The sequence below is a fragment of the Pseudomonas sp. HMWF032 genome (assembly GCF_003060885.1).
Taxonomy (GTDB): Bacteria; Pseudomonadota; Gammaproteobacteria; order Pseudomonadales; family Pseudomonadaceae; genus Aquipseudomonas.
The window spans coordinates 394,175-413,763 of the sequence record NZ_QAIG01000013.1; the positions used below are offsets into that span (position 1 = coordinate 394,175).

The 19,589-nt window shown below is 61.0% G+C and carries 20 protein-coding genes; 11 read left to right on the plus strand and 9 right to left on the minus strand.

What is annotated here, in order from left to right; translation table 11 throughout:
- Together DBR00_RS19540 and DBR00_RS19545 are read right to left on the minus strand one after the other, a co-directional pair.
- The coding region (locus DBR00_RS19540; RefSeq protein WP_108538111.1) for an N-acetylmuramoyl-L-alanine amidase at positions 1–742 on the minus strand (742 nt) is incomplete at its 3' end.
- Positions 739–1,332: a MarC family protein gene (locus DBR00_RS19545; protein ID WP_108486375.1), complete on the minus strand. Its 594-nt coding sequence runs from the start codon at positions 1,330–1,332 to the stop codon at positions 739–741. The genes DBR00_RS19540 and DBR00_RS19545, both read right to left, overlap by 4 nt.
- 210 nt (positions 1,333–1,542) lie before the next feature.
- Between DBR00_RS19545 and DBR00_RS19550 the strand changes: the two genes are divergently transcribed.
- On the plus strand, positions 1,543–2,961 hold the full coding sequence (locus DBR00_RS19550; RefSeq protein WP_108486374.1) for a DASH family cryptochrome: 1,419 nt from the start codon (positions 1,543–1,545) through the stop codon (positions 2,959–2,961).
- 8 nt (positions 2,962–2,969) lie between these two features.
- On the opposite strand, the gene DBR00_RS19555 is transcribed toward DBR00_RS19550, so the two are convergent.
- The 5 genes from DBR00_RS19555 to DBR00_RS19575 all read right to left on the minus strand — a co-directional run bounded on the left by DBR00_RS19555 (position 2,970) and on the right by DBR00_RS19575 (position 7,505).
- The gene (locus DBR00_RS19555; protein WP_108486373.1) at positions 2,970–4,823 is read right to left on the minus strand and encodes a GGDEF domain-containing protein; all 1,854 of its coding nucleotides are present in this window, start codon (positions 4,821–4,823) and stop codon (positions 2,970–2,972) included.
- Positions 4,824–4,893: 70 nt separating this feature from the next.
- Entirely contained in the window at positions 4,894–5,757 is an 864-nt protein-coding gene (locus tag DBR00_RS19560) for an endonuclease/exonuclease/phosphatase family protein (protein ID WP_108486372.1), read from the minus strand.
- 21 nt (positions 5,758–5,778) lie between these two features.
- Positions 5,779–6,408 carry a thiol:disulfide interchange protein DsbA/DsbL gene (locus DBR00_RS19565; RefSeq protein WP_108486371.1) on the minus strand — a complete coding sequence of 210 codons (630 nt, stop codon included), beginning with the start codon at positions 6,406–6,408 and terminating at the stop codon, positions 5,779–5,781.
- A 154-nt stretch (positions 6,409–6,562) separates the two neighbouring features.
- A complete protein-coding gene (locus DBR00_RS19570; protein ID WP_108486370.1) occupies positions 6,563–7,168 on the minus strand; it encodes a cytochrome c in 606 nt (201 codons plus the stop codon).
- A 46-nt stretch (positions 7,169–7,214) separates the two neighbouring features.
- Positions 7,215–7,505, minus strand: coding sequence for a cytochrome c5 family protein (locus DBR00_RS19575; RefSeq protein WP_108486369.1), 291 nt, complete (start codon positions 7,503–7,505; stop codon positions 7,215–7,217).
- 247 nt (positions 7,506–7,752) lie between these two features.
- Here DBR00_RS19575 and yihA point away from each other — a divergent pair, with 247 nt between their 5' ends.
- A complete protein-coding gene (yihA, locus tag DBR00_RS19580) occupies positions 7,753–8,406 on the plus strand; it encodes a ribosome biogenesis GTP-binding protein YihA/YsxC (protein WP_108486368.1) in 654 nt (217 codons plus the stop codon).
- Positions 8,407–8,793: 387 nt separating this feature from the next.
- Here the strand turns inward: yihA and polA are convergent, their stop codons facing one another.
- Positions 8,794–11,649 (minus strand): DNA polymerase I, encoded by a 2,856-nt coding sequence (gene polA / locus DBR00_RS19585; RefSeq protein ID WP_108486367.1) that lies wholly within the window; start codon positions 11,647–11,649, stop codon positions 8,794–8,796.
- 74 nt (positions 11,650–11,723) lie between these two features.
- Between polA and DBR00_RS19590 the strand changes: the two genes are divergently transcribed.
- Positions 11,724–12,008 carry a DUF2782 domain-containing protein gene (locus DBR00_RS19590; protein WP_090254419.1) on the plus strand — a complete coding sequence of 95 codons (285 nt, stop codon included), beginning with the start codon at positions 11,724–11,726 and terminating at the stop codon, positions 12,006–12,008.
- Between the two features lie 15 nt (positions 12,009–12,023).
- Positions 12,024–12,974, plus strand: coding sequence for a homoserine kinase (locus tag DBR00_RS19595; RefSeq protein ID WP_108486366.1), 951 nt, complete (start codon positions 12,024–12,026; stop codon positions 12,972–12,974).
- Between the two features lie 14 nt (positions 12,975–12,988).
- Here DBR00_RS19595 and znuA read toward each other — a convergent pair whose 3' ends face one another.
- Positions 12,989–13,957 carry a zinc ABC transporter substrate-binding protein ZnuA gene (gene znuA, locus DBR00_RS19600; protein WP_108486365.1) on the minus strand — a complete coding sequence of 323 codons (969 nt, stop codon included), beginning with the start codon at positions 13,955–13,957 and terminating at the stop codon, positions 12,989–12,991.
- A gap of 66 nt (positions 13,958–14,023) precedes the next feature.
- Here znuA and DBR00_RS19605 point away from each other — a divergent pair, with 66 nt between their 5' ends.
- The 7 genes from DBR00_RS19605 to DBR00_RS19635 all read left to right on the plus strand — a co-directional run.
- Complete coding sequence (locus DBR00_RS19605; protein WP_108486364.1) at positions 14,024–14,509, plus strand: Fur family transcriptional regulator; 486 nt, start codon at positions 14,024–14,026, stop codon at positions 14,507–14,509.
- Complete coding sequence (znuC, locus tag DBR00_RS19610) at positions 14,506–15,312, plus strand: zinc ABC transporter ATP-binding protein ZnuC (RefSeq protein ID WP_108486363.1); 807 nt, start codon at positions 14,506–14,508, stop codon at positions 15,310–15,312. Before DBR00_RS19605 ends, znuC begins: the two co-directional genes overlap by 4 nt.
- The gene (gene znuB, locus DBR00_RS19615; protein WP_108538104.1) at positions 15,305–16,093 is read left to right on the plus strand and encodes a zinc ABC transporter permease subunit ZnuB; all 789 of its coding nucleotides are present in this window, start codon (positions 15,305–15,307) and stop codon (positions 16,091–16,093) included. The genes znuC and znuB overlap by 8 nt, the downstream gene beginning before the upstream one ends.
- 68 nt (positions 16,094–16,161) lie before the next feature.
- The gene (locus tag DBR00_RS19620) at positions 16,162–17,013 is read left to right on the plus strand and encodes a PA5502 family lipoprotein (RefSeq protein WP_108486635.1); all 852 of its coding nucleotides are present in this window, start codon (positions 16,162–16,164) and stop codon (positions 17,011–17,013) included.
- A 200-nt stretch (positions 17,014–17,213) separates the two neighbouring features.
- Positions 17,214–18,221 (plus strand): methionine ABC transporter ATP-binding protein, encoded by a 1,008-nt coding sequence (locus tag DBR00_RS19625; RefSeq protein WP_108486636.1) that lies wholly within the window; start codon positions 17,214–17,216, stop codon positions 18,219–18,221.
- Positions 18,221–18,898: a methionine ABC transporter permease gene (locus tag DBR00_RS19630; protein WP_108486637.1), complete on the plus strand. Its 678-nt coding sequence runs from the start codon at positions 18,221–18,223 to the stop codon at positions 18,896–18,898. The genes DBR00_RS19625 and DBR00_RS19630 overlap by 1 nt, the downstream gene beginning before the upstream one ends.
- Before the next feature lie 79 nt (positions 18,899–18,977).
- A partial coding sequence (locus DBR00_RS19635) for a MetQ/NlpA family ABC transporter substrate-binding protein (protein ID WP_256583088.1) occupies positions 18,978–19,589 on the plus strand: 612 nt, incomplete at its 3' end.

Sequence of the window (19,589 nt, forward strand, 5' to 3'; positions counted from 1 at the left end):
CAGCGGTCTGCGCATCGGGCTCGCCGTCATAGCGCGCAGGACGGTATTTCATCTGAAAGGCAGCCAGTACGTTGCGGGTGGCTTGATCCAGTTCACCGTGCAGTGGCACGGCATAACCCTGTCGCATCAATTGCGCTTGAAACCATTGCACGGTCGGCAGGCTGGCGCTGAACAGTGCTTGCTGACGTGCCACAGCATCGGCATCGGGCCAAGGTACGAGCCCCGCATCCGCCAGCTGCTTCCAGGGGAATAATGGGCCGGGGTCAACCTTGCGCTGAGGCGCAATATCACTGTGCGCCAGGATGCTGCCGGGCGGCAGCTGGTGGCGCTGCATGATGTCTTTGAGCAGCCCGATCAGCGCCTCGATCTGCGCCGGTGCAAACGGCTGCCAGTAGCGCCCTGTGGGGGTGTCATAGAAGCCCTGGTTAACCAATTCGATACCGATTGTGGTGCCATTGAGCCAGGTACGCCCCTGCCACTGGCTGTCGCCGGCATGCCAGGCGCGGCGATTCTCATCAACCAGGCGGTAGATGGTCGGCGTGCGGTCACCAATCAGATAGTGACTACTGACTTCGGTTTCGGTCAGCAGTTGCAGTGAGCGGTTCAGGTCTGCCGAGGTGTAGTGCAATACGATGTACTGCACTCGGCTGTTCTGGCCACTGGCGCTGTAGCGCTCATTGATGTGCAGTGTCTGGCTGCACCCGGCCAATAGCAGCAGGATGCTGAATAGAAAGATTCTCATGGGGTGATATGCAACACGCTTTGCAGGTTATCCAGCAGCATGTCGACGCTGAGCATGATCAGCAGCATGCCCATCAGGCGCTCCACAGCGGTCAGGCCACGTGGCCCCAGAAAGCGCTGCAGGAAAGAAGCCTGCAACAAAATGAACGCGGTTGCCGCCCAGGCCAAAACCACGGCGGCGTAAAGCTCCCATAGCGGACCATCATGGGTATTGCGTAACGTCATCAGCAAGGCCAGGGCCGATGGCCCCGCCACTGCTGGCGTGGCCAGAGGCACCAGCATGGGTTCACCGTCGGGTACGTCACCGAGAACACCTTGCGGACCGGGAAAAATCAATCGCATGGCCACCACGAACAGAATGATACCGCCGGCAATCGCGGTGGCTTCGCGCGACAGCCCCAACGCACTGAGCACCGTGTCACCGAAGGTGAGAAACAGCAGCAGCAAAGCCAGGGCGAATATCAGCTCACGCCCAGCGACCCACAGACGACGTTTGTTCGGTACATTTTTCAGCGCGGCAATAAAGATGGCGATATTGCCGAAGGGATCGGTGACCAGAAAGATCAGCGCAGCGAGGCCAAAGATTTCCATGATGACTCCTTAACAGACCGCCAGAGTTTATGGCCTCTTGCCGCGGCAAGGCGACTACCCGGACGGATATCGCGGGAGAAAACACCTTTGATCAGGCAGATTCGTCACGCCGGTCTGCTGCCCAGGCAGGTCAGCGTTCACGCTGCTAGACTAACTCCTGTACAAAAACACTATCTGTACATGCTTTGTAGCAAATGTGAGGCTCAAGCCATGCGCGCATTGCTGTGGTTCAAGCAGGATCTACGCCTTGATGATCATCCGGCATTGCAGGCAGGCATGACCGCCGAGTGCCTGTTGCCCGTGTATGTACTGGATCCGGCACAGTTACAGCTCAATGCGTTCGGCATGCGTCGTATGGGCGTCCACCGCGCCCGTTTTCTGCTGGAAAGCCTGATGGCGCTGGAAGGTGAATTACGTCAACGCGGCTCTCATCTGCTGGTCGTGATTGGCAGCGCTGAACAGGTCATCCCCCGGCTGGTTAATCAGCTCAAGCTCAATCAGGTACTGACGCTTGAGGAGATGGCACCCGACGAATGTGCACAGTTGGACCGAGTCGCCCGCAACCTGGGCACTACACCGCTGTTACTGGCGCCAGCCAACAATCTGCTACGCAGTGAAGACCTGCCATTCTCGCTCAAACAGTTTCCTCATGTATTCAGCCGCTTTCGCAGCCTGGTCGAAGAACGGCTACTGGTCTTTCAACCCGCCCTCGCACCCGAATACCTGCCTCGATTACCTGACGGTGCACTGGCTCTGTTGCAGCCCTTGCCGACGCTTTCTCAACTGGGTCTGGGTGAGCCGCTCAGTGTTCCGGCAAGCGCCTTTCCCTTCTCGGGCGGTGAACCCGCGGCCCTGAGCCGCCTGCGTGACTACCTGTGGAAGAGTCAGGGCGTTCGCCAATACAAAGAGACCCGCAATGGCATGATCGGCAGCGAGTATTCATCGAAATTCTCGCCTTGGCTGGCCAATGGCAGCCTCTCGGCGCGGCGAGTGATCGCTGAACTGCGACGTCATGAAGCGCAATACAAACGCAATGATTCAACCCACTGGTTGTGGGTCGAAATGCTCTGGCGCGACTTCTTCCGCTGGACCCTGGCGCGGCATGGGAGTGCGCTGTTCAAGGCCGGCGGACTGAAGGCCACCGAACGCGCCCCCCAGCAACTGGATCAGCGCTTCCAGGAGTGGTCGCGCGGACGCACAGGCATGCCGTTGATCGACGCCAATATGCGCGAACTGGCCGCCACTGGCTTCATGTCCAACCGAGGTCGCCAGGTGGTCGCCAGCTACCTGATCAATGACCTGCAACAGGACTGGCGCCACGGTGCAGCCTGGTTTGAGGAGCATCTGATCGACTATGACCCAGCCAGTAACTGGGGAAATTGGGCCTACCTGGTGGGTGTGGGTAACGATCCACGGCACAATCGGGTGTTCAACGCCCTGCGTCAGGCCCGTGAATATGACCCCGAAGCCCATTACGTGAGTCTGTGGCTGCCGGAATTACGCGAGGTTCCGCAAGCCCTGCGGCATACGCCATTTCTTTTGGCTGGCGGACACCTGCGCAGCCTGGGTTACCCACAACTGGAAGCCATCCCGGACAATTGGAAACCCTACCTGAACGCAGTGGCCTAACCGCGAACTCAGCCCAGTTCGACCCGGTTGCGCCCGCCACTCTTGGCGCGGTACAGCGCCTGGTCGGCGCGCTCGAAAACTTTTTCACTGCTTTCACCGTTGGCAAATACGGTGAGTCCGGCCGACAAGGTGATGGTTACGCGCTCGCCGCGGAAATGAAACGGGCACTGCTCCACACCATCCAGCAGGGTCTGCAACAGCTGCCGCCCCCCTTCCAGAGGTGTTGAAGGGATCAGCAAAACAAACTCTTCGCCGCCAAAGCGGGCAATAAAGTCGGTTTTGCGCAGACGCTTGGCCAACTCACCGGCAATGATCTTCAGTACCTTGTCACCGGCAAGATGGCCATAGCCGTCGTTGATCCGTTTAAAGTGATCAATATCCAGCACCGCCAGCGCCAGCTCACCGCCATAGCGTTTCCAGCGCGCCATTTCCAATTCCAGGCGCTCGCTCCAACCTGCACGATTGGGCAGTCCGGTGAGTGGATCAATCAGGGCTTTCTGCCGTTGCTCTTCAAGATGGTCACGGAAGCTTTGCGCTTCGCGTTCCATATCAGCGACTTTCTGAGTCAGGCTCTGCAGGCGTTGGGCGACCTCTTCCTCTCGGCCATCGCGGTGCTTCTGGTGTGCGCTAACCGTATTGAGCAAGCCATCCAGGCGAGCTTCAAGGGATTGCTTGAGGCTGTGCAGATCAACGGCCTCCTGCACACTGGCCTGCAGACCGCTGACCTGATCGCGCAACTCCTGATTGAAGGTACGCGCGCTCTCTACAGACTCGCTGTAGCCCTCATGGGCTTCGGTAAGCGTGTCGAGAAACAAGGCCAGCCGTTCGTTGAGCTGCTTCAGGTAGGTGGCGAATTCGCGCTGGCCACTGTCAGTTACCGCCAGGATCAGCACAGCCAGATCATCCAGCACGGCCACCAACTCGTACCAGTTCAGCCCACCCTGCACACGCAAGCGCAAGACTTCGCCCTGGGGCTTGTGCCGCTCGGGCAACTCCAGCTCATCGAGCAGCCTCATCAGACTTTCACCGATATGCGGCGCGACGGAGCTGTACCCGGGTTCGGGAACTTCCGGAAGGGCATATGCCGGATCGCCCATCAGGGCTGCGCTGGTGGGCTCTGCAACTGCGCGCGGTGACTCAGCCACGGGTTCGTGTGGGGTCAGCGGTGCCGGTGTGGGCGATACAAGCGCAACAGCAGGGGGCTCGGTAGCCGTTCCGGCAGGAGGGTACGCTGCAGCAGGCTCAGCCAGCAGATTCTCCGCAGCGTTTGCGGCGGCAATACCGGTAGCAGGCTGTCCATCTACAGCCGAGTCAATGTCCGCTGTATCGGGCTGCGCATCCTTATTGCCGAATAGGCGCTGTAACAAACCGGGCCGCGTAGTTGCTGTTTCCCCGTCAAACACCGCCAGGGCTTGCTGCTGCAAGCCACTCAATTCAGTAAGCAGTGCAGGCAATTCACGGGGCTGGCTGGCGCGCTCTTCAATTCGCCTGGAAAACTGTTTGAGTGCTTTGCGCACTTCACGGGGCGGCTGTAAGGCAAGCAGCTGAGCCGTCAGGTTGGTTACACCGGAAATGTTCTGCTCAATACGCTCTTGACGCCGCTTTTCCGAGTCCAGCACGGCTTTTTCCAGGCGAGGAATCAATGCCGCCAGGCCCGCGTCGATATCATCGCGGCGTAGTGTTTCACGCAGTTCCTGCATGCATTGGTCAACGGACTTGTCGCTGCCTTCGGCTGCGAGCGAGCTACGCACCAGACCACGGCGAAGCAGGTCCAGTCGCGCCTCCCAGCGTCGTTCAAGTTTTTCCTGCTGTTCCAGGCTTTCCAGGTACTTGCTTTTCCAGCGCTGGGCGTCGTCGCTCATCATTGCCTTCCAGTGTTCACAGTCTGTTACCGGGTCAGTCACCAGCAGCTTTCACCGCGTGCTTGCAGACCTAGGACTCAACCAGCATAGGCGGTGCGGGCCCACAGAGTGAAGTGGGCAAGCGAATTTGCACCGCCACCGGCAAATGATCCGAAATTGGCAAGGGCAGCACTTCGCAGCGTTCCAGAGACAGTTCCGCGCTGAGCAGGATATGGTCCAGACAGCGCTGTGGCTGCCAACTGGGAAAGGTGGCCTCAACCTGTGGCGCCCACAAGCCCAAGTCCCTTAGAGGTGAATGCTGCAGCAGATCGTTGGCGTGGGTATTCATATCACCCATCAGCACCCGGTGCCGGTAATCGCTGAGCAACTCGCGAATATAGGCCAACTGCCGGGTACGGGTTCGTGCGCCCAAGGCCAAGTGCATCATCACCACAGCAATCGCGTCCGGCCCCTCACCGAGGCGCAACAACATCGCTCCACGGCCCGGAGGGCCGGGCAGCGGATGGTCTTCCAGCAAGCTGGGACGCAGGCGGCTGAGTACGCCATTGCTGTGCTGGGCCAAACGACCGAGATTGCGGTTGAGTTGCTGATACCAGTAGGGGAAGGCGCCGAGATGCGCGAGATGTTCGACCTGGTTGACGTAGCCCGAACGCAGGCTGCCGCCATCAACTTCCTGCAAAGCCACCAGATCGAAATCACCGAGCAGCTGACCAATCCGTTGCAGATTGTCACTGCGCCCGGCGTGTGGCAGCAAATGTTGCCAGCTGCGCGTCAGGTAATGGTGATAGCGCTGGGTACTGATACCCACCTGAATATTGAAGCTGAGCAGGCGTAGGCTGCCCTCTGCGGGCCAGTCAGCGACCGGCACGCAACGGGGATTGACCTGCGGATCGCACAGATCAATCGCCCGTCTGGCTGGCCAGCGCCTGAGCATGGCGCGTTATCCGCTTAAGCCTTACTGTGCGGCGCGCTCTTTGGCGATCAGGTGATCCGCCACTTGCAGGGTTTGTTGTGGACCGCCCGAGCTGCTGATGTCGAAACGGTACTTGCCGTTGACGATCATCACGGGTACGCCAGTGATCTGATAGGCCATGGCGAGCTTCTTGGCTTTTTCCAGCTGGCTCTTCACGCCGAAGGAATTGTAGGTCTTGAGGAACGCATCTTTGTCGATGCCTTCAGCCGCGAGGAAATCAGCCATTTCTTCCGGGGTTGCCAGCTTCTTACCCTGCACATGAAGCGCATCAAACACCGCAGCATGAACCTTGTGCTCCGCTTTCATGGCCTCGAGGGTGATAAACATCTGGCCGTGGACGTTCCACATACCACCGAACATGGCCGGGATGCGCACAAAGTTGACATCGTCTGGCAGGGTTTCGATCCATGGATTAATAGTGGCTTCGAATTTGTAGCAATGGCCACAGCCATACCAGAACAGTTCGACCACTTCGATCTTGCCCGGCTTGGACACCGCTACCGGATTGTTCAGCTCGACATACTGTTTGCCCGCTTCAATCGGCTCGGCATGGGCGCTCAGGCCAAACAGGCTGGTGGCGACGAGAGTGGCACTGAGGATCAGGTTACGCATGCGTTACTCCTTGGCTATAAGACGGTGCGTGATGACGAACCGAGGTTCGACCCGCGCGGCAAACTGGGGTTCCGTGCATTGTAGCGATGGCCACAACGAAATAGGGTGGCCTAAGCCACCCTATTTCATTACGACATGTCGCGGTGTTAGCGGATCAATGCAGACCCTGGATAAAGCTGGATACCGCCTCAATGTCCTTGTTACTCAGCTTGGCTGCGATCGAACGCATGATCATGCTGTCGCCATCATTGGTACGATTGCCTTCGCGGAAATCGGTCAGCTGCTTGGCGATGTAGGTCGCATGCTGGCCGCCCAGTTGCGGATAACCAGCAGCATCCAAACCTGCACCATTCGGCGAATGACAACCGGTGCAGGCCGGCATGCCTTCAGCCAGTTTGCCGCCGCGGAACAGCTCACCGCCACGCTCGACCAGTTTCGGATCAGCAGCGCCAACGCTCATTTGCTGGCTGGCAAAGTAAGCGGAGATGTCCTGCAGGTCCTGGTCACTGAGGCTATCCAGCAAACCGGTCATTTCCACGATTGGGCGTGCACCGGATTTGATGTCTTTCAGCTGCTTGAGCAAGTAGCGCTCGCCTTGCCCAGCCAGTTTCGGGAAGTTCGGTGCAGCACTGTTGCCATCGGCACCATGGCACGCACCACACACAACCACCTTACCCTGGCCAGCTTCAGCATTGCCTGCAGCATGTGCGAAGCCAGTGAGGCCCAGGGTCAACAGCAGACTCACGAGTACTTTGTTCATCAGCTAATCCAATTTACGGCTAAGAGAAAGAGTTTATGCGCCGGGCTTACTCGGTCATCAATTTGATGACGGCTTGGTAATCCTCGGGCGTGCAATCCATGCACAACCCACGGGGCGGCATGGCATTCAGACCATTGGTAACACTCTGCACCAAGGCGTCGGTGCCTTTGGCCAGACGTGGTTCCCAGGCTGCCTTGTCGCCGCGCTTGGGAGCGGTCGGAATCTGCCCGTTATGGCACACACCACACGCGCGAGCGTAGACGGCTTCTGGATCCTGTGCAGCCTGAGCACTCAACGACAGCATCAAAGCACTGGCTGCAATCAGCATTTTTTTCATCAGATCAACCTCATCAGGGAGGGGAACGTACTGCTTCTAGGGGCAGATGATCTAAATCGTTCCCGTGAACACTTGTCCAATAACAGGGAGAAAGCGCACACAAAATCTGCGCCATTATATACTGGCGTCATTGAAACGGAAACGACGCAGCTTGCCGCGCTATACGCCGACAGGCAGGCTGCGCGCAAATGTCGCAAGGGCATCGCGCCTGCAACGCCACCCTACGCTCGCCCTCACGGATATCCAGATGCAAGCCAAGAACCCCATTATCGGTCTGTGCCAACAGGCCAGTTTCCTTATCAGCGCGGCCAAGGTCGACCAGTGTCCGGAAGATTTCGGCCATGAAGTGGCCTTTGCAGGCCGTTCCAACGCGGGTAAATCCAGCGCCTTGAATACGCTGACCCATGCCAGTCTGGCGCGCACGTCGAAGACCCCAGGGCGCACGCAACTGCTCAACTTCTTCAAACTGGATGAAGAGCGCCGCCTGGTCGACCTGCCGGGTTATGGCTACGCCAAAGTACCGATCCCGTTGAAGCTGCACTGGCAAAAGCACCTGGAAGCCTACCTGGGCAGCCGCGAATGCTTGCGCGGGTTGATGCTGATGATGGACATCCGCAAACCGCTGACCGAGTTCGATATCCTCATGCTGGATTGGTCGGTTGCCAGCGAAATGCCCATGCACATCCTGCTGACCAAGGCCGATAAGCTCGCTTTTGGTGCAGCCAAGAACACCTTGCTCAAGGTTCGCCAGGATATTCAAAAAGGCTGGGGTGATCGCGTCAGCATTCAGTTGTTCTCAGCGCCCAAGCGCATTGGCATCGAAGAGGCTCAGGAAGTACTGGCCGAATGGATGCAGCTGGGTGAGTTCGCCCTGCCGGATGACGAAGAAACCGAGGCCTGATCCAGGCTTGTAGCAATCGCAGCAACGGCCCGCAGGGTGGTCGCCATGGATGAGGAACCACAAAAACGCCAGGAGCGTTTTGCGCGTAAGCCCCGAAGGGGTGGAGCACATGGATGTGTTGAGCAAAAAAAACCCCGAAACTTCTTATGGGGGAGGGAAGTTCGGGGTTTAACGTCTGAACCGCTAGGGCGGGGTCCAGAATCTGCCAACACTTAACACAACAAGGAGCATCGAAGGGCTTTGCGGGCCATTCGTAAACTCTGACTGGCCGGGCAAGAATAAAGTTCAGCCAAATTTTTGAAACGATTAGCTATAAAAACCCAAGAATCGATACCCAGAAACTCAAGGCGCCCGCTAAGACAACCGCTCAGCCCCATTACAGAGACGTCAGTGCGCCTCATCCCAGTTATCGCCCACACCTACTTCCACCAGCAGCGGCACATCCAGCGCGGCGGCATTGCCCATCAGCGGCCGGATCTGCTCGCTGACCTGCGCGACCAAGTCCTCACGCACTTCCAGCACCAGTTCGTCGTGCACCTGCAGGATGACTTTGGCGTCCAGGCCGGACTCGCTCAGCCAGCTGTCCACGGTGACCATCGCACGCTTGATGATGTCCGCCGCCGTACCTTGCATCGGCGCGTTGATCGCGGTGCGCTCGGCACCTTTGCGCAGCGCCTGGTTCTTCGCATGGATATCCGGCAGGTACAGGCGACGGCCGAATAGGGTCTCGACAAAGCCCTGTTCGCAGGCCTGCTCGCGGGTGCGCTCCATATAGGCCAGCACGCCGGGATAGCGGGCGAAATACACATCGATATAGGCCTGCGCCTGCTTGCGGTCGCAGCCGATCTGCTTGGCCAGGCCGAAGGCGCTCATACCGTAGATCAGGCCGAAGTTGATCGCCTTGGCGCTGCGGCGCTGATCACTGGTGACCTCTTCCAAGGGCACACCGAAGACTTCAGCTGCGGTGGCCTTGTGCACATCGCGGCCATGACGGAAGGCCTCCAGTAGGCTTTCATCCTTGGCCAGGTGGGCCATGATGCGCAGTTCGATCTGCGAATAGTCTGCCGCCAGCAACTTGTAGCCCTTCGGTGCGACAAAGGCCTGGCGAATACGCCGACCTTCGGCCGTACGAATCGGGATGTTCTGCAGGTTAGGGTCGGTGGACGACAAGCGTCCGGTCGCGGCTACCGCCTGGTGATAGCTGGTGTGGATACGCCCGGTGCGCGGGTTGATCTGCTCCGGCAGACGATCGGTATAGGTGCTTTTCAGTTTGCTCAGGGAGCGGTACTGCATCAGCACCTTGGGCAGCTCGAAGTCCTGTTCGGCCAGTTCCGCCAACACGGCTTCAGCCGTCGAAGCCTGGCCTTTGGCGGTCTTGCTGAGCACCGGCAAGCCCAGTTTCTCGTAGAGGATCACGCCCAGCTGCTTGGGTGAGGCCAGGTTGAACTCCTCGCCAGCAATCTCGAACGCCTGACGCTCCAGGGCCACCAGCTTTTCGCCCAACTCGTTGCTTTGCAGGCCGAGCAGCTTGGCATCCACCAACGCGCCCTGGCGTTCGATACGCGCCAGTACCGGCACCAGCGGCATCTCGATCTCGTGCAACACCCTGGCCAGGCTCGGCTCGGCCGACAGTTTGGCCCACAGGTGCTGGTGCAGACGCAGGGTCACGTCGGCATCTTCGGCGGCATAGGGTGCAGCCTGGGCCAGGTCGATCTGGTCGAAGGTCAGCTGCTTGGCGCCTTTGCCGGCGATGTCTTCGAAGCGGATGTTGCTGTGATCCAGGTACTTGAGCGCCAGGCTGTCCATATCGTGACGGGTGGCGGTGGAGTCCAGCACGTAGGATTCGAGCATGGTGTCGAACGCAACACCCTGCACCGCAATCGGCGTCGAGGCATTGGCGAGGATATTGATGTCGTACTTGGCGTGCTGGCCGACCTTGGCCTTGTTCGGGTCTTCCAGGATCGGCTTCAGCGCCTTGAGCACCGCATCGCGATCCAGCTGGGTCGGCACGCCCATATAGGAGTGGGCGACCGGGATATAGGCTGCTTCGCCGGCCTTGACCGCAAAGGACAGGCCAACCAACTGGGCCTTTTGTGCATCCAGGCCGGTGGTTTCAGTGTCGAAAGCGATCAGCTCGGCGTTGCGCAGTTTCTCCAGCCACTGATCGAACTGCGCCTGATCGAGGATGCACTGGTAATCGCCCAACGCTGCCCCGGCGGGCAACTCGGCAACAACCACCTCGGCAGTCGGTGCATCAGCGGCTACTGGAGCTGACGCGACTACAGCGGCGGCACTGGCGCTAGGCGTCAGGGCGAACAGGTCATCGGCCGGCGCTGCGACCGTGGCCTTGACTGCCGGGGCCGGATTGCTGCGCAGCAGTTCATCACGCCAGGTTTTGAATTCCAGCTCGGCGTACAGCTCCATCAGCGCCGGCACATCCATCTCGCCTGGGTGCAGCGAGTCGATGGCGATATTCAGCGGCACATCCAGTTTGATGGTCGCCAGGGCGTAAGACAGGTAGGCCATGTCCTTGTGCTCAGCGAGTTTAGCCGGCAGGGTCTTGGCCCCACGAATCGGCAATTCCGGGACTTTATCGAGATTGGCGTAGAGCACATCGAGGCCACCGCCGACCCCGACCAGCAGGCCCAGGGCGGTCTTCTCGCCCACGCCCGGCACGCCGGGAATGTTGTCGACCTTATCGCCCATCAGCGCCAGGTAATCGATGATCAGCTCAGGACCGACACCGAATTTCGCTTTCACGCCATCGATGTCATAGACGCTACCGGTCATGGTGTTGACCAGCGTAACGTGCGGGCAGACCAGCTGAGCCATGTCCTTGTCGCCGGTGGAGATCACCACGTCACGGCCCTCGGCGGCGCACTGACGGGCCAGAGTGCCGATCACGTCATCGGCCTCAACGCCCTCGACGCACAACAGCGGGTAGCCCATGGCTCTGACACTGGCGTGCAGCGGCTCGACCTGGACGCGCAGCTCATCGGGCATGGACGGGCGATTGGCCTTGTACTCGGCGAACATTTCATCGCGGAAGGTCCCGCCCTTGGCGTCGAACACCACGGCAAATGGGCTTTTCGGGTACTGCTTGCGCAGGCTCTTGAGCATGTTCAGCACGCCCTTCACCGCGCCGGTGGGCAAGCCCTTGGAGGTGGTCAGCGGCGGCAGGGCATGGAAGGCACGGTAAAGGTAAGACGAACCGTCAACCAGAACGAGAGGGGCTTGGCTCATGAGCAGGATCAACCTTTTCGGCGGGGGCGGCGGTAGAATGGCCGCACCATTGGAATCAAAGGGACAAGGTTATCATGCGCGCACTCAATCGCCTGTTGCTCGCCAGCCTGCTGGCATTCACCACCCTGGTCGCCCACGCCGAAGATCCGGTTTCGGCCGACCCGGATGTAACCATTCGCCAGGACGGCGACCGCACCATCCATGAATACCGGGTCAACGGTTTTCTCTACGCGGTCAAGGTCATCCCTAAAGGCGGCAAGCCGTACTTTCTGGTACGCGCCGATGGCAGCGATGGCAACTTCGTCCGCTCGGACAGCCCGGATATGTTGATTCCGGCCTGGGAAATTTTCAGCTGGTAAGAAGGCAGTTCTGCAATGTCGGTGTTTACCCCGCTTGAGCGACACGAGCTCGAGGCGTTTCTCGCCCCCTATGGCCTGGGTCGCTTGCGCGACTTCCAGGGTATTGCTGCGGGCAGTGAGAACAGCAATTTCTTCGTCAGCCTGGAGCAGGGCGAATTCGTTCTGACCCTGATCGAGCGCGGCCCAAGCGCCGACTTGCCCTTCTTTATCGAGTTGCTCGATGTGCTGCACGACGCAGGTCTGCCGGTGCCCTATGCCCTGCGTACGACCAGCGGCGAGGCGCTGCGCAGCCTGGCGGAAAAACCGGCGCTGCTGCAGCCGCGCCTGGCCGGCAAGCATGTGCATGAGGCCAATCCGCATCACTGCCAGGAAGTCGGTGCACTGCTGGCGCGCATTCACCTGGCCACGCGCAATCAGCCGCTGCCGCGCAAGAGTGATCGGGGCCTGGACTGGATGCTCGCCGAAGGCCCAAGCCTGGCCCTGAAGTTGCCCGATGAACAGGTGCCACTGCTGCGCGATGCACTGGCGGAGATCCACACACTCAAGCCGCGCATCCTCGCCTTGCCGCAGGCCAACCTGCATGCCGACCTGTTCCGCGATAACGTACTGTTCGACGGCAACCACCTGGCCGGGGTGATCGACTTCTACAACGCCTGCTCGGGGCCGATGCTCTATGACTTGGCGATTGCCCTGAACGACTGGTGCTCGCGGGATGACGGCAGCCTGGACAACAAGCGCGCGCAGGCGCTGCTCGGTGCCTATGCCGGTTTACGGCCCTTTACGGCGGCAGAAGCTGAATTGTGGCCGGCCATGCTGCGCATCGCTTGTGTGCGCTTCTGGCTGTCACGCCTGATCGCCGCCGAATCCTTCGCCGGCCAGGAAGTGCTGATCCACGACCCGGCAGAATTCCAGCGCCGCCTGGCCCAGCGTCAGCAGGTTGAGCTGGCGCTGCCGTTCGCCTTCTAAGGTCCGGGCGCCGATTACAGCGCGTCGAGACACCCGGCCAATTCGCCCGCCATGTTTTCCAGCAGGGCTTCGTAGCCGCCAGCATCCACTGGCAAGGCGCCGCCCATGGCGTCCAACTCAGCCAGGGTCACCGGCAGGCCGGCGGTCAGGGTTTGCGCCAGGCGCGGGCGAAACGGCGGTTCGCTGAACACACAACTCGGCCCGGCTTGCTGCAAGCGCTCGCGCATGGCGGCCACGTGTTGGGCACCCGGCTGCACCTCGCCAAGCACGCTGAATACCCCGGCGTGCTTAAGGCCATAGGCGGCTTCGAAGTAGTCGTAGGCTTCGTGGAAAACGAAGTAGGGCTTGCCAGCCAGACCATTCAGGCGACTTTTCAGGCGCTGATCCAGGGCATCCAGACGCTCGCCGAATGCCTTGGCATTGGCCTGGTAGCGCGCGGCATTGGCCGGATCGACCTGCGCCAGGTCGGCGGCGATCTTGCCGGCAATTGCCCGGGCATTGGCCGGGAGCAACCAGAGGTGCGCATCCAGGCTGCCGGGGCGGTGGGCGTGGTCATGCTGGTCGGCGGCGTGTGCGTGATCCTCGTGATCCTCGTGATCCTCGTGATCGGCGTGATGCTCGGCGTGTTGCGCATCGCTGTCGCCAAAATGACGCAAGGACATACCTGGAACATCCTGCACCGCCACACTCGGCTTGTCGCGGCCGGCCAGCACGCGCGGCAGGAAGCTTTCCAGGTCCGGGCCGATCCAGTACAGCAGGTCAGCTTCGCGCACGCTGCGCACATCGGAGGGGCGCAGCGCATAGTGGTGTGGTGAGGCGCCCGGCGGCAGCAGCACCTCTGGTTGGCCAACGCCATCCTGCACCGCAGCGGCGATCAGTTGCAGCGGTTTGATGCTGGTCAGCACACGCACATCGGCGTGGACCGCGAAACTCAGGGGAAAGGTGATAAACAATAGGGCAAAAGCCGGAAAAAGACGCAACACGGGGAGCACTCAAGCGGGAAGGAACGGGTAATATAATAACGTCTCTCACCTTATTCGTCGTTGCCCATGACTCAAGCTCCGCTGGCCTCACGCCCACACGACCATTCCCACTGCGTCAATCATGCCCTGGCCGAGGCCGAAGCCATCTGCGCGCGCCAGGGTCTGCGCCTGACCGCCTTGCGCAAACGCGTGCTGGAACTGGTCTGGGCCAGCCACAAGCCGCTGGGGGCCTATGACATTCTCGGCGTATTGAGCGACGAAGACGGCCGCCGCGCTGCGCCGCCCACGGTCTACCGCGCCCTGGATTTCCTGCTGGAAAACGGCCTGGTGCACCGCATTGCCTCGCTTAACGCCTTTGTCGGCTGCAGCCACCCGGAACACGCTCATCAAGGCCAGTTCCTGATTTGCCGAAGCTGCAATGCGGCCATCGAGCTGGAGCAGGCCACGATCAGCGACGCCATTATCAGCAGCGCGGCCGGGGTCGGTTTTGCCGTGGAAAGCCAGACGGTGGAAGTGGTCGGCCTTTGCGCAGGCTGCCAGGAGCCGACATGAGCGACGCCCTGATCCGCCTCGCCGGGGTGGGCGTGACCTTCGCCGGACAGAGCGTGCTGCAGGATGTGCAGCTGAGCGTGAAACCCGGCGAGATCGTCACCCTGATCGGCCCCAACGGCGCCGGCAAAACCACCCTGGTGCGCGCTGTACTCGGCCTGCTCAAGCCGGACAGCGGCAGCGTCTGGCGCAAACCCAAACTGCGCGTCGGCTATATGCCGCAGAAGCTGCATGTGGATGCCACTCTGCCGCTCTCGGTGCTGCGCTTTCTGCGCCTGGTGCCGGGTGTGACGCGCAGCCATGTGCAGGCAGCGCTGGCGGAAGTGGGCGCCGAACAGGTGCTCGACAGCCCGCTGCAAAGCATTTCCGGCGGCGAACTGCAGCGCGTGCTGCTGGCCCGCGCCCTGCTGCGCGAGCCAGAACTGCTGGTGCTGGATGAACCGGTGCAGGGCGTCGACGTTGCAGGCCAAGCCGAGTTGTACCGGTTGATCACCCAGTTGCGCGACCGCCACGGTTGCGGCGTGCTGATGGTTTCGCACGACCTACACCTGGTGATGAGCACCACCGATCAGGTGGTCTGCCTGAACCGTCACGTGTGCTGCTCCGGGCATCCAGAGCAGGTCAGTTTCGATCCGGCCTTTGTCGAACTGTTCGGCGAGGACGCCAAGAGCCTGGCCGTCTACACCCACCACCATGACCATGAGCACGATCTGCATGGCGCGGTGGTCACTGAAACGCCTAACGGCCTGAGTATCAAAGGCCCGGTCAAACCGCATATTCACGGAGATGGCTGCACGCATGGCTGATTTTCTGCTCAACGCCCTGCTCGCCGGCCTGGCCCTTGCGCTGGTCGCCGGCCCGCTGGGCTCCTTTGTGGTGTGGCGGCGCATGGCCTACTTCGGCGACACCCTGTCGCATGCCGCGCTGCTCGGTGTCGCTCTAGGGCTGATGCTGGATGTCAGCCCGACCCTGGCGGTGACCGTGGGCTGTGTCCTGCTGGCCGTGCTGCTGGTCACCCTGCAAAGCCGCCAACCGTTGGCCTCCGACACCCTGCTCGGGATCCTCGCCCACAGCACCCTGTCGCTGGGCCTGGTGGTGCTGAGCTTTATGCAGGATGTGCGCATCGACCTGATGGGTTATCTGTTCGGCGACCTACTGGCCGTCGGCCCAACAGACCTGGCCTGGATTATCGGCGGTAGCGCCCTGGTGCTGGTGCTGCTGGCCCTGCTTTGGCGGCCGTTGCTGGCGATTACCGTGCATGAAGAATTAGCCAAGGTCGAAGGCCTGCCGGTGGCGGCAATTCGCCTGAGCCTGATGCTGCTGATCGCCGTGGTGATCGCCGTGGCGATGAAGATCGTCGGCGTGCTGCTGATCACCTCCCTGCTGATCATTCCCGCCGCTGCCGCCCAGCGCCATGCGCGCACTCCGGAACAGATGGCGTTCGGCGCGAGCCTGCTGGGCATCGTCGCGGTAGGCGGCGGGCTGAGCCTGTCGTGGTTTCAGGACACGCCGGCCGGGCCATCCATTGTGGTCAGCGCCGCAGCGTTGTTTCTACTGAGCTTTGCCCTTCCCAGACGTACCGCCTGAAAAATTGGTTGTGTCAGGCAGCGCAGTGTAAACTTGCGCGTTTTTTGCACAATTCGAGACGCGCAGTCATGACATCGTTCGTTTTCCGTGGATTTGCCCTGAGCCTGGTTCTGCTGCTGGCCGGCTGCCAAAGTGCGCCGCAACCGGCCAACCTGCCGGTGGATGACTTGGTCAGCGCCTTTCGCCAGCTCGACCAGAGCCTGGCCAGCGGCGACCTGAGCAGCGCCGAAAGCCAGCTGGGTAACCTGCAGCAACGCGCGGCCGGCGATACCCGCCTGGAGCAATACCAGCGCCAGCTCGCCGAAGCCCATCTGCAACAGGGCCAGAAAGCCCTGCAGGCCGGTAATCTGGATAACGCCACCAAAGCCCTGAGCCGCGCCCGCAGTCTGATGCCGCAGGCACCGGCACTGACCACCGGCCTGGATGGCGCCATCGCCCAGGCCCGTGAAGCCAAACTGGCCGCCGCCGAACAGCAGCGCCGTGCCGCCGAGCAGGCGGCTGTCCAGGCCGAAGCCGCCCGCCTGGAGCAAGCGCGCCAGCTGCGCCTGGCCGCCGAACGCCAGGCCGCCGCGATTCAGGACACTCAGCTGCCGAATACCCCGCCAGCCACAGAGCCCGCGCCAGCCAAGGCACAGGCACGGCTGATCGACCCCGCCGCCGCCAGCAGCGTGATTGGCATGCCGATGCTGGATAATAAGGACAACGAGCGCCTGCGCAGCCTGCTCGACGGCGTGGCGGCGGATATGGTCGCCTTTAATTGCGCGGTGCGCATCGAAGTGCGCCAGGCCAAGGATTTCCCCTGGGTCGCCTCCTTGCTTAACGCACGGATCAAGCGCCTGGACCCGAGCTTCAGCCCGCGCATGAGCCAGGTGATCAAGCCCGCCCAGGTGCCGCAGCTGGTGCTTAGCCCGCAGCGTTAACCACGTGCGCTGCGATCACGACCGGGCTTGCCCGGTCGTTTGCATTGGCGCTGGCTACACTGGGCGGAACAGCCCAGCCATTAATGCGATTTAGCTATAAACATAGGCCCACAAAGATTTTTGCGGCCTAAACAGTGGCAGGTAGACTAGCCGGCCGTTTCTGCCTACCCGGCAACGTTGAAACCCAAAAGGTTTATGCAGTGATCAACTTTCATCAGGTCCACAAGGCGTACCGCGTCAGTGGTCAGGACATCCCCGCATTGCAACCGAGCGATCTGCAGATTGCCCGGGGCGAAGTGTTCGGCATCATCGGTCACTCCGGTGCCGGCAAAAGCACCCTGCTACGTCTGATCAACCGTCTGGAAGAGCCTTCTGGCGGGCGTATCGAGATCGACGGCGAAGACGTCACCGCGCTCGACGCCACGGGTCTGCGGCGTTTCCGTCAGCAGATCGGGATGATCTTCCAACACTTCAATCTGCTTTCGTCGAAGACCGTCGCCGAGAACGTCGCCCTGCCACTGAAACTGGCCGGTGAGCTGCCGCGCAGCGCGATTAATACCCGTGTGATTGAGTTGCTGGCCCGGGTCGGCCTGCAGGACCATGCCAACAAGTACCCGGCACAGCTCTCCGGCGGGCAGAAGCAGCGCGTCGGCATCGCCCGCGCCCTGGCCACCGAGCCGAAGATCCTGCTGTGCGACGAGGCCACCAGTGCCCTCGACCCGCAGACCACCGCCTCGGTGTTGCAGCTGCTGGCTGAAATCAACCGCGAGTTGAATCTGACCATCGTACTCATCACCCACGAGATGGACGTGATCCGCCGCGTGTGTGACCGCGTTGCCGTCATGGATGCCGGGGTGATCGTCGAATCCGGCCCAGTGGCCGAGGTGTTTCTGCACCCCCAACACGCCACCACCAAGCGCTTCGTGCAGGAAGCCGAGCAGATCGACGAGAACGAACAGCGCGATGATTTTGCCCATGTCGCCGGACGTATCCTGCGCCTGACCTTCCAGGGCGAAGCCACCTATGCACCGCTGCTGGGCACCGTGGCCCGCGAAACCGGGGTGGATTACAGCATCCTCGCCGGGCGTATCGACCGCATCAAGAACACCCCCTACGGCCAGTTGACCCTGGCCCTGACCGGCGGCGACCTCGACGCCGCGCTGGCGCGCTTTGCTGCCGCCGACGTGCATCTGGAGGTGCTGCGCTAATGGAAGTCTTACTGATTCGCCTGTTACCCAACGTTGATTGGGCGGAAATCGGCTACGCCAGCCTGGACACCCTGAGCATGCTCGGCGGCTCCATGCTGTTTACCGTGCTGCTCGGCCTGCCGCTGGGTGTGCTGCTGTTTCTCACCAGCCCACGGCAGATGTTCGAGCAGAAGACCTTCTACGGCTTCCTGTCGCTGCTGGTAAATATCCTGCGCTCGGTACCATTCGTGATCCTGCTGATCGTGATGATCCCCTTCACGGTAATCGTCACTGGCACCTCGCTGGGTGTACCTGGCGCCATCCCACCACTGGTAGTGGGCGCCACACCATTCTTCGCGCGCCTGGTGGAAACCGCGCTGCGTGAAGTCGACCGCGGGATTATCGAAGCGACCCAGGCCATGGGCGCCACCACCCGGCAGATCGTAGTCAACGCCCTGCTACCCGAGGCGCTGCCCGGGATTATCGCGGCCATCACCGTGACCGCGATTACCCTGGTGTCCTACACCGCCATGAGCGGCCTGATTGGCGGCGGCGGTCTCGGCGACCTGGCCGTGCGTTATGGCTATCAGCGTTATCAGCCAGACGTGATGGCCGTGACGGTGATCCTCCTGCTGGTGCTGGTACAGATTCTACAAACCGTCGGCGACAAGCTGGTGGTGCACTTTTCCAGAAAATAATGCGTCCTCCGAGGCGCACAAGACAGCGGGATACTGGTTACCTGCCGGCCTCCGCACACATCCCACAAGGAGCTTTACGATGAAAAAACTGATCGCTGCATTCGCTGCCCTGGCAGCCTTCTCCGCCCAGGCCGAAAGCCTGAGCGTCGCCGCTACTGCCGTACCGCACGCGGAAATCCTCGAATTCGTTAAGCCCGCGCTGGCCAAAAACGGCGTTGAACTGAACATCAAAGTGTTCACCGACTACGTGCAGCCGAACGTGCAGGTTGCCGAAAAACGCCTGGATGCCAACTTCTTCCAGCACCAGCCGTACCTGAATGAGTTCAACAAGAGCCGTGGCACCGAGCTGGTCAGCGTAGCTGGCGTTCACGTCGAGCCCTTCGGCGCATACTCCAGCCAGCACAAGAAACTGGCCGACCTGCCACAAGGCGCCAACGTGGTGATCCCGAACGACGCCACCAATGGCGGCCGCGCCCTGCTGCTGCTGCAGAAGGCCGGGATTATTACCCTGAAGCCGGAAGCGGGCATCCTCGCCACCTCGAAAGACATCGTCGAGAACCCGAAAGCCATCAAGGTACGTGAGCTGGAAGCGGCCACCCTGCCGCGCGTGCTGACTCAGGTCGACCTGGCGCTGATCAACACCAACTACGCCCTGGAAGCCAAGCTCAACCCAACCAAGGACGCGCTGGCC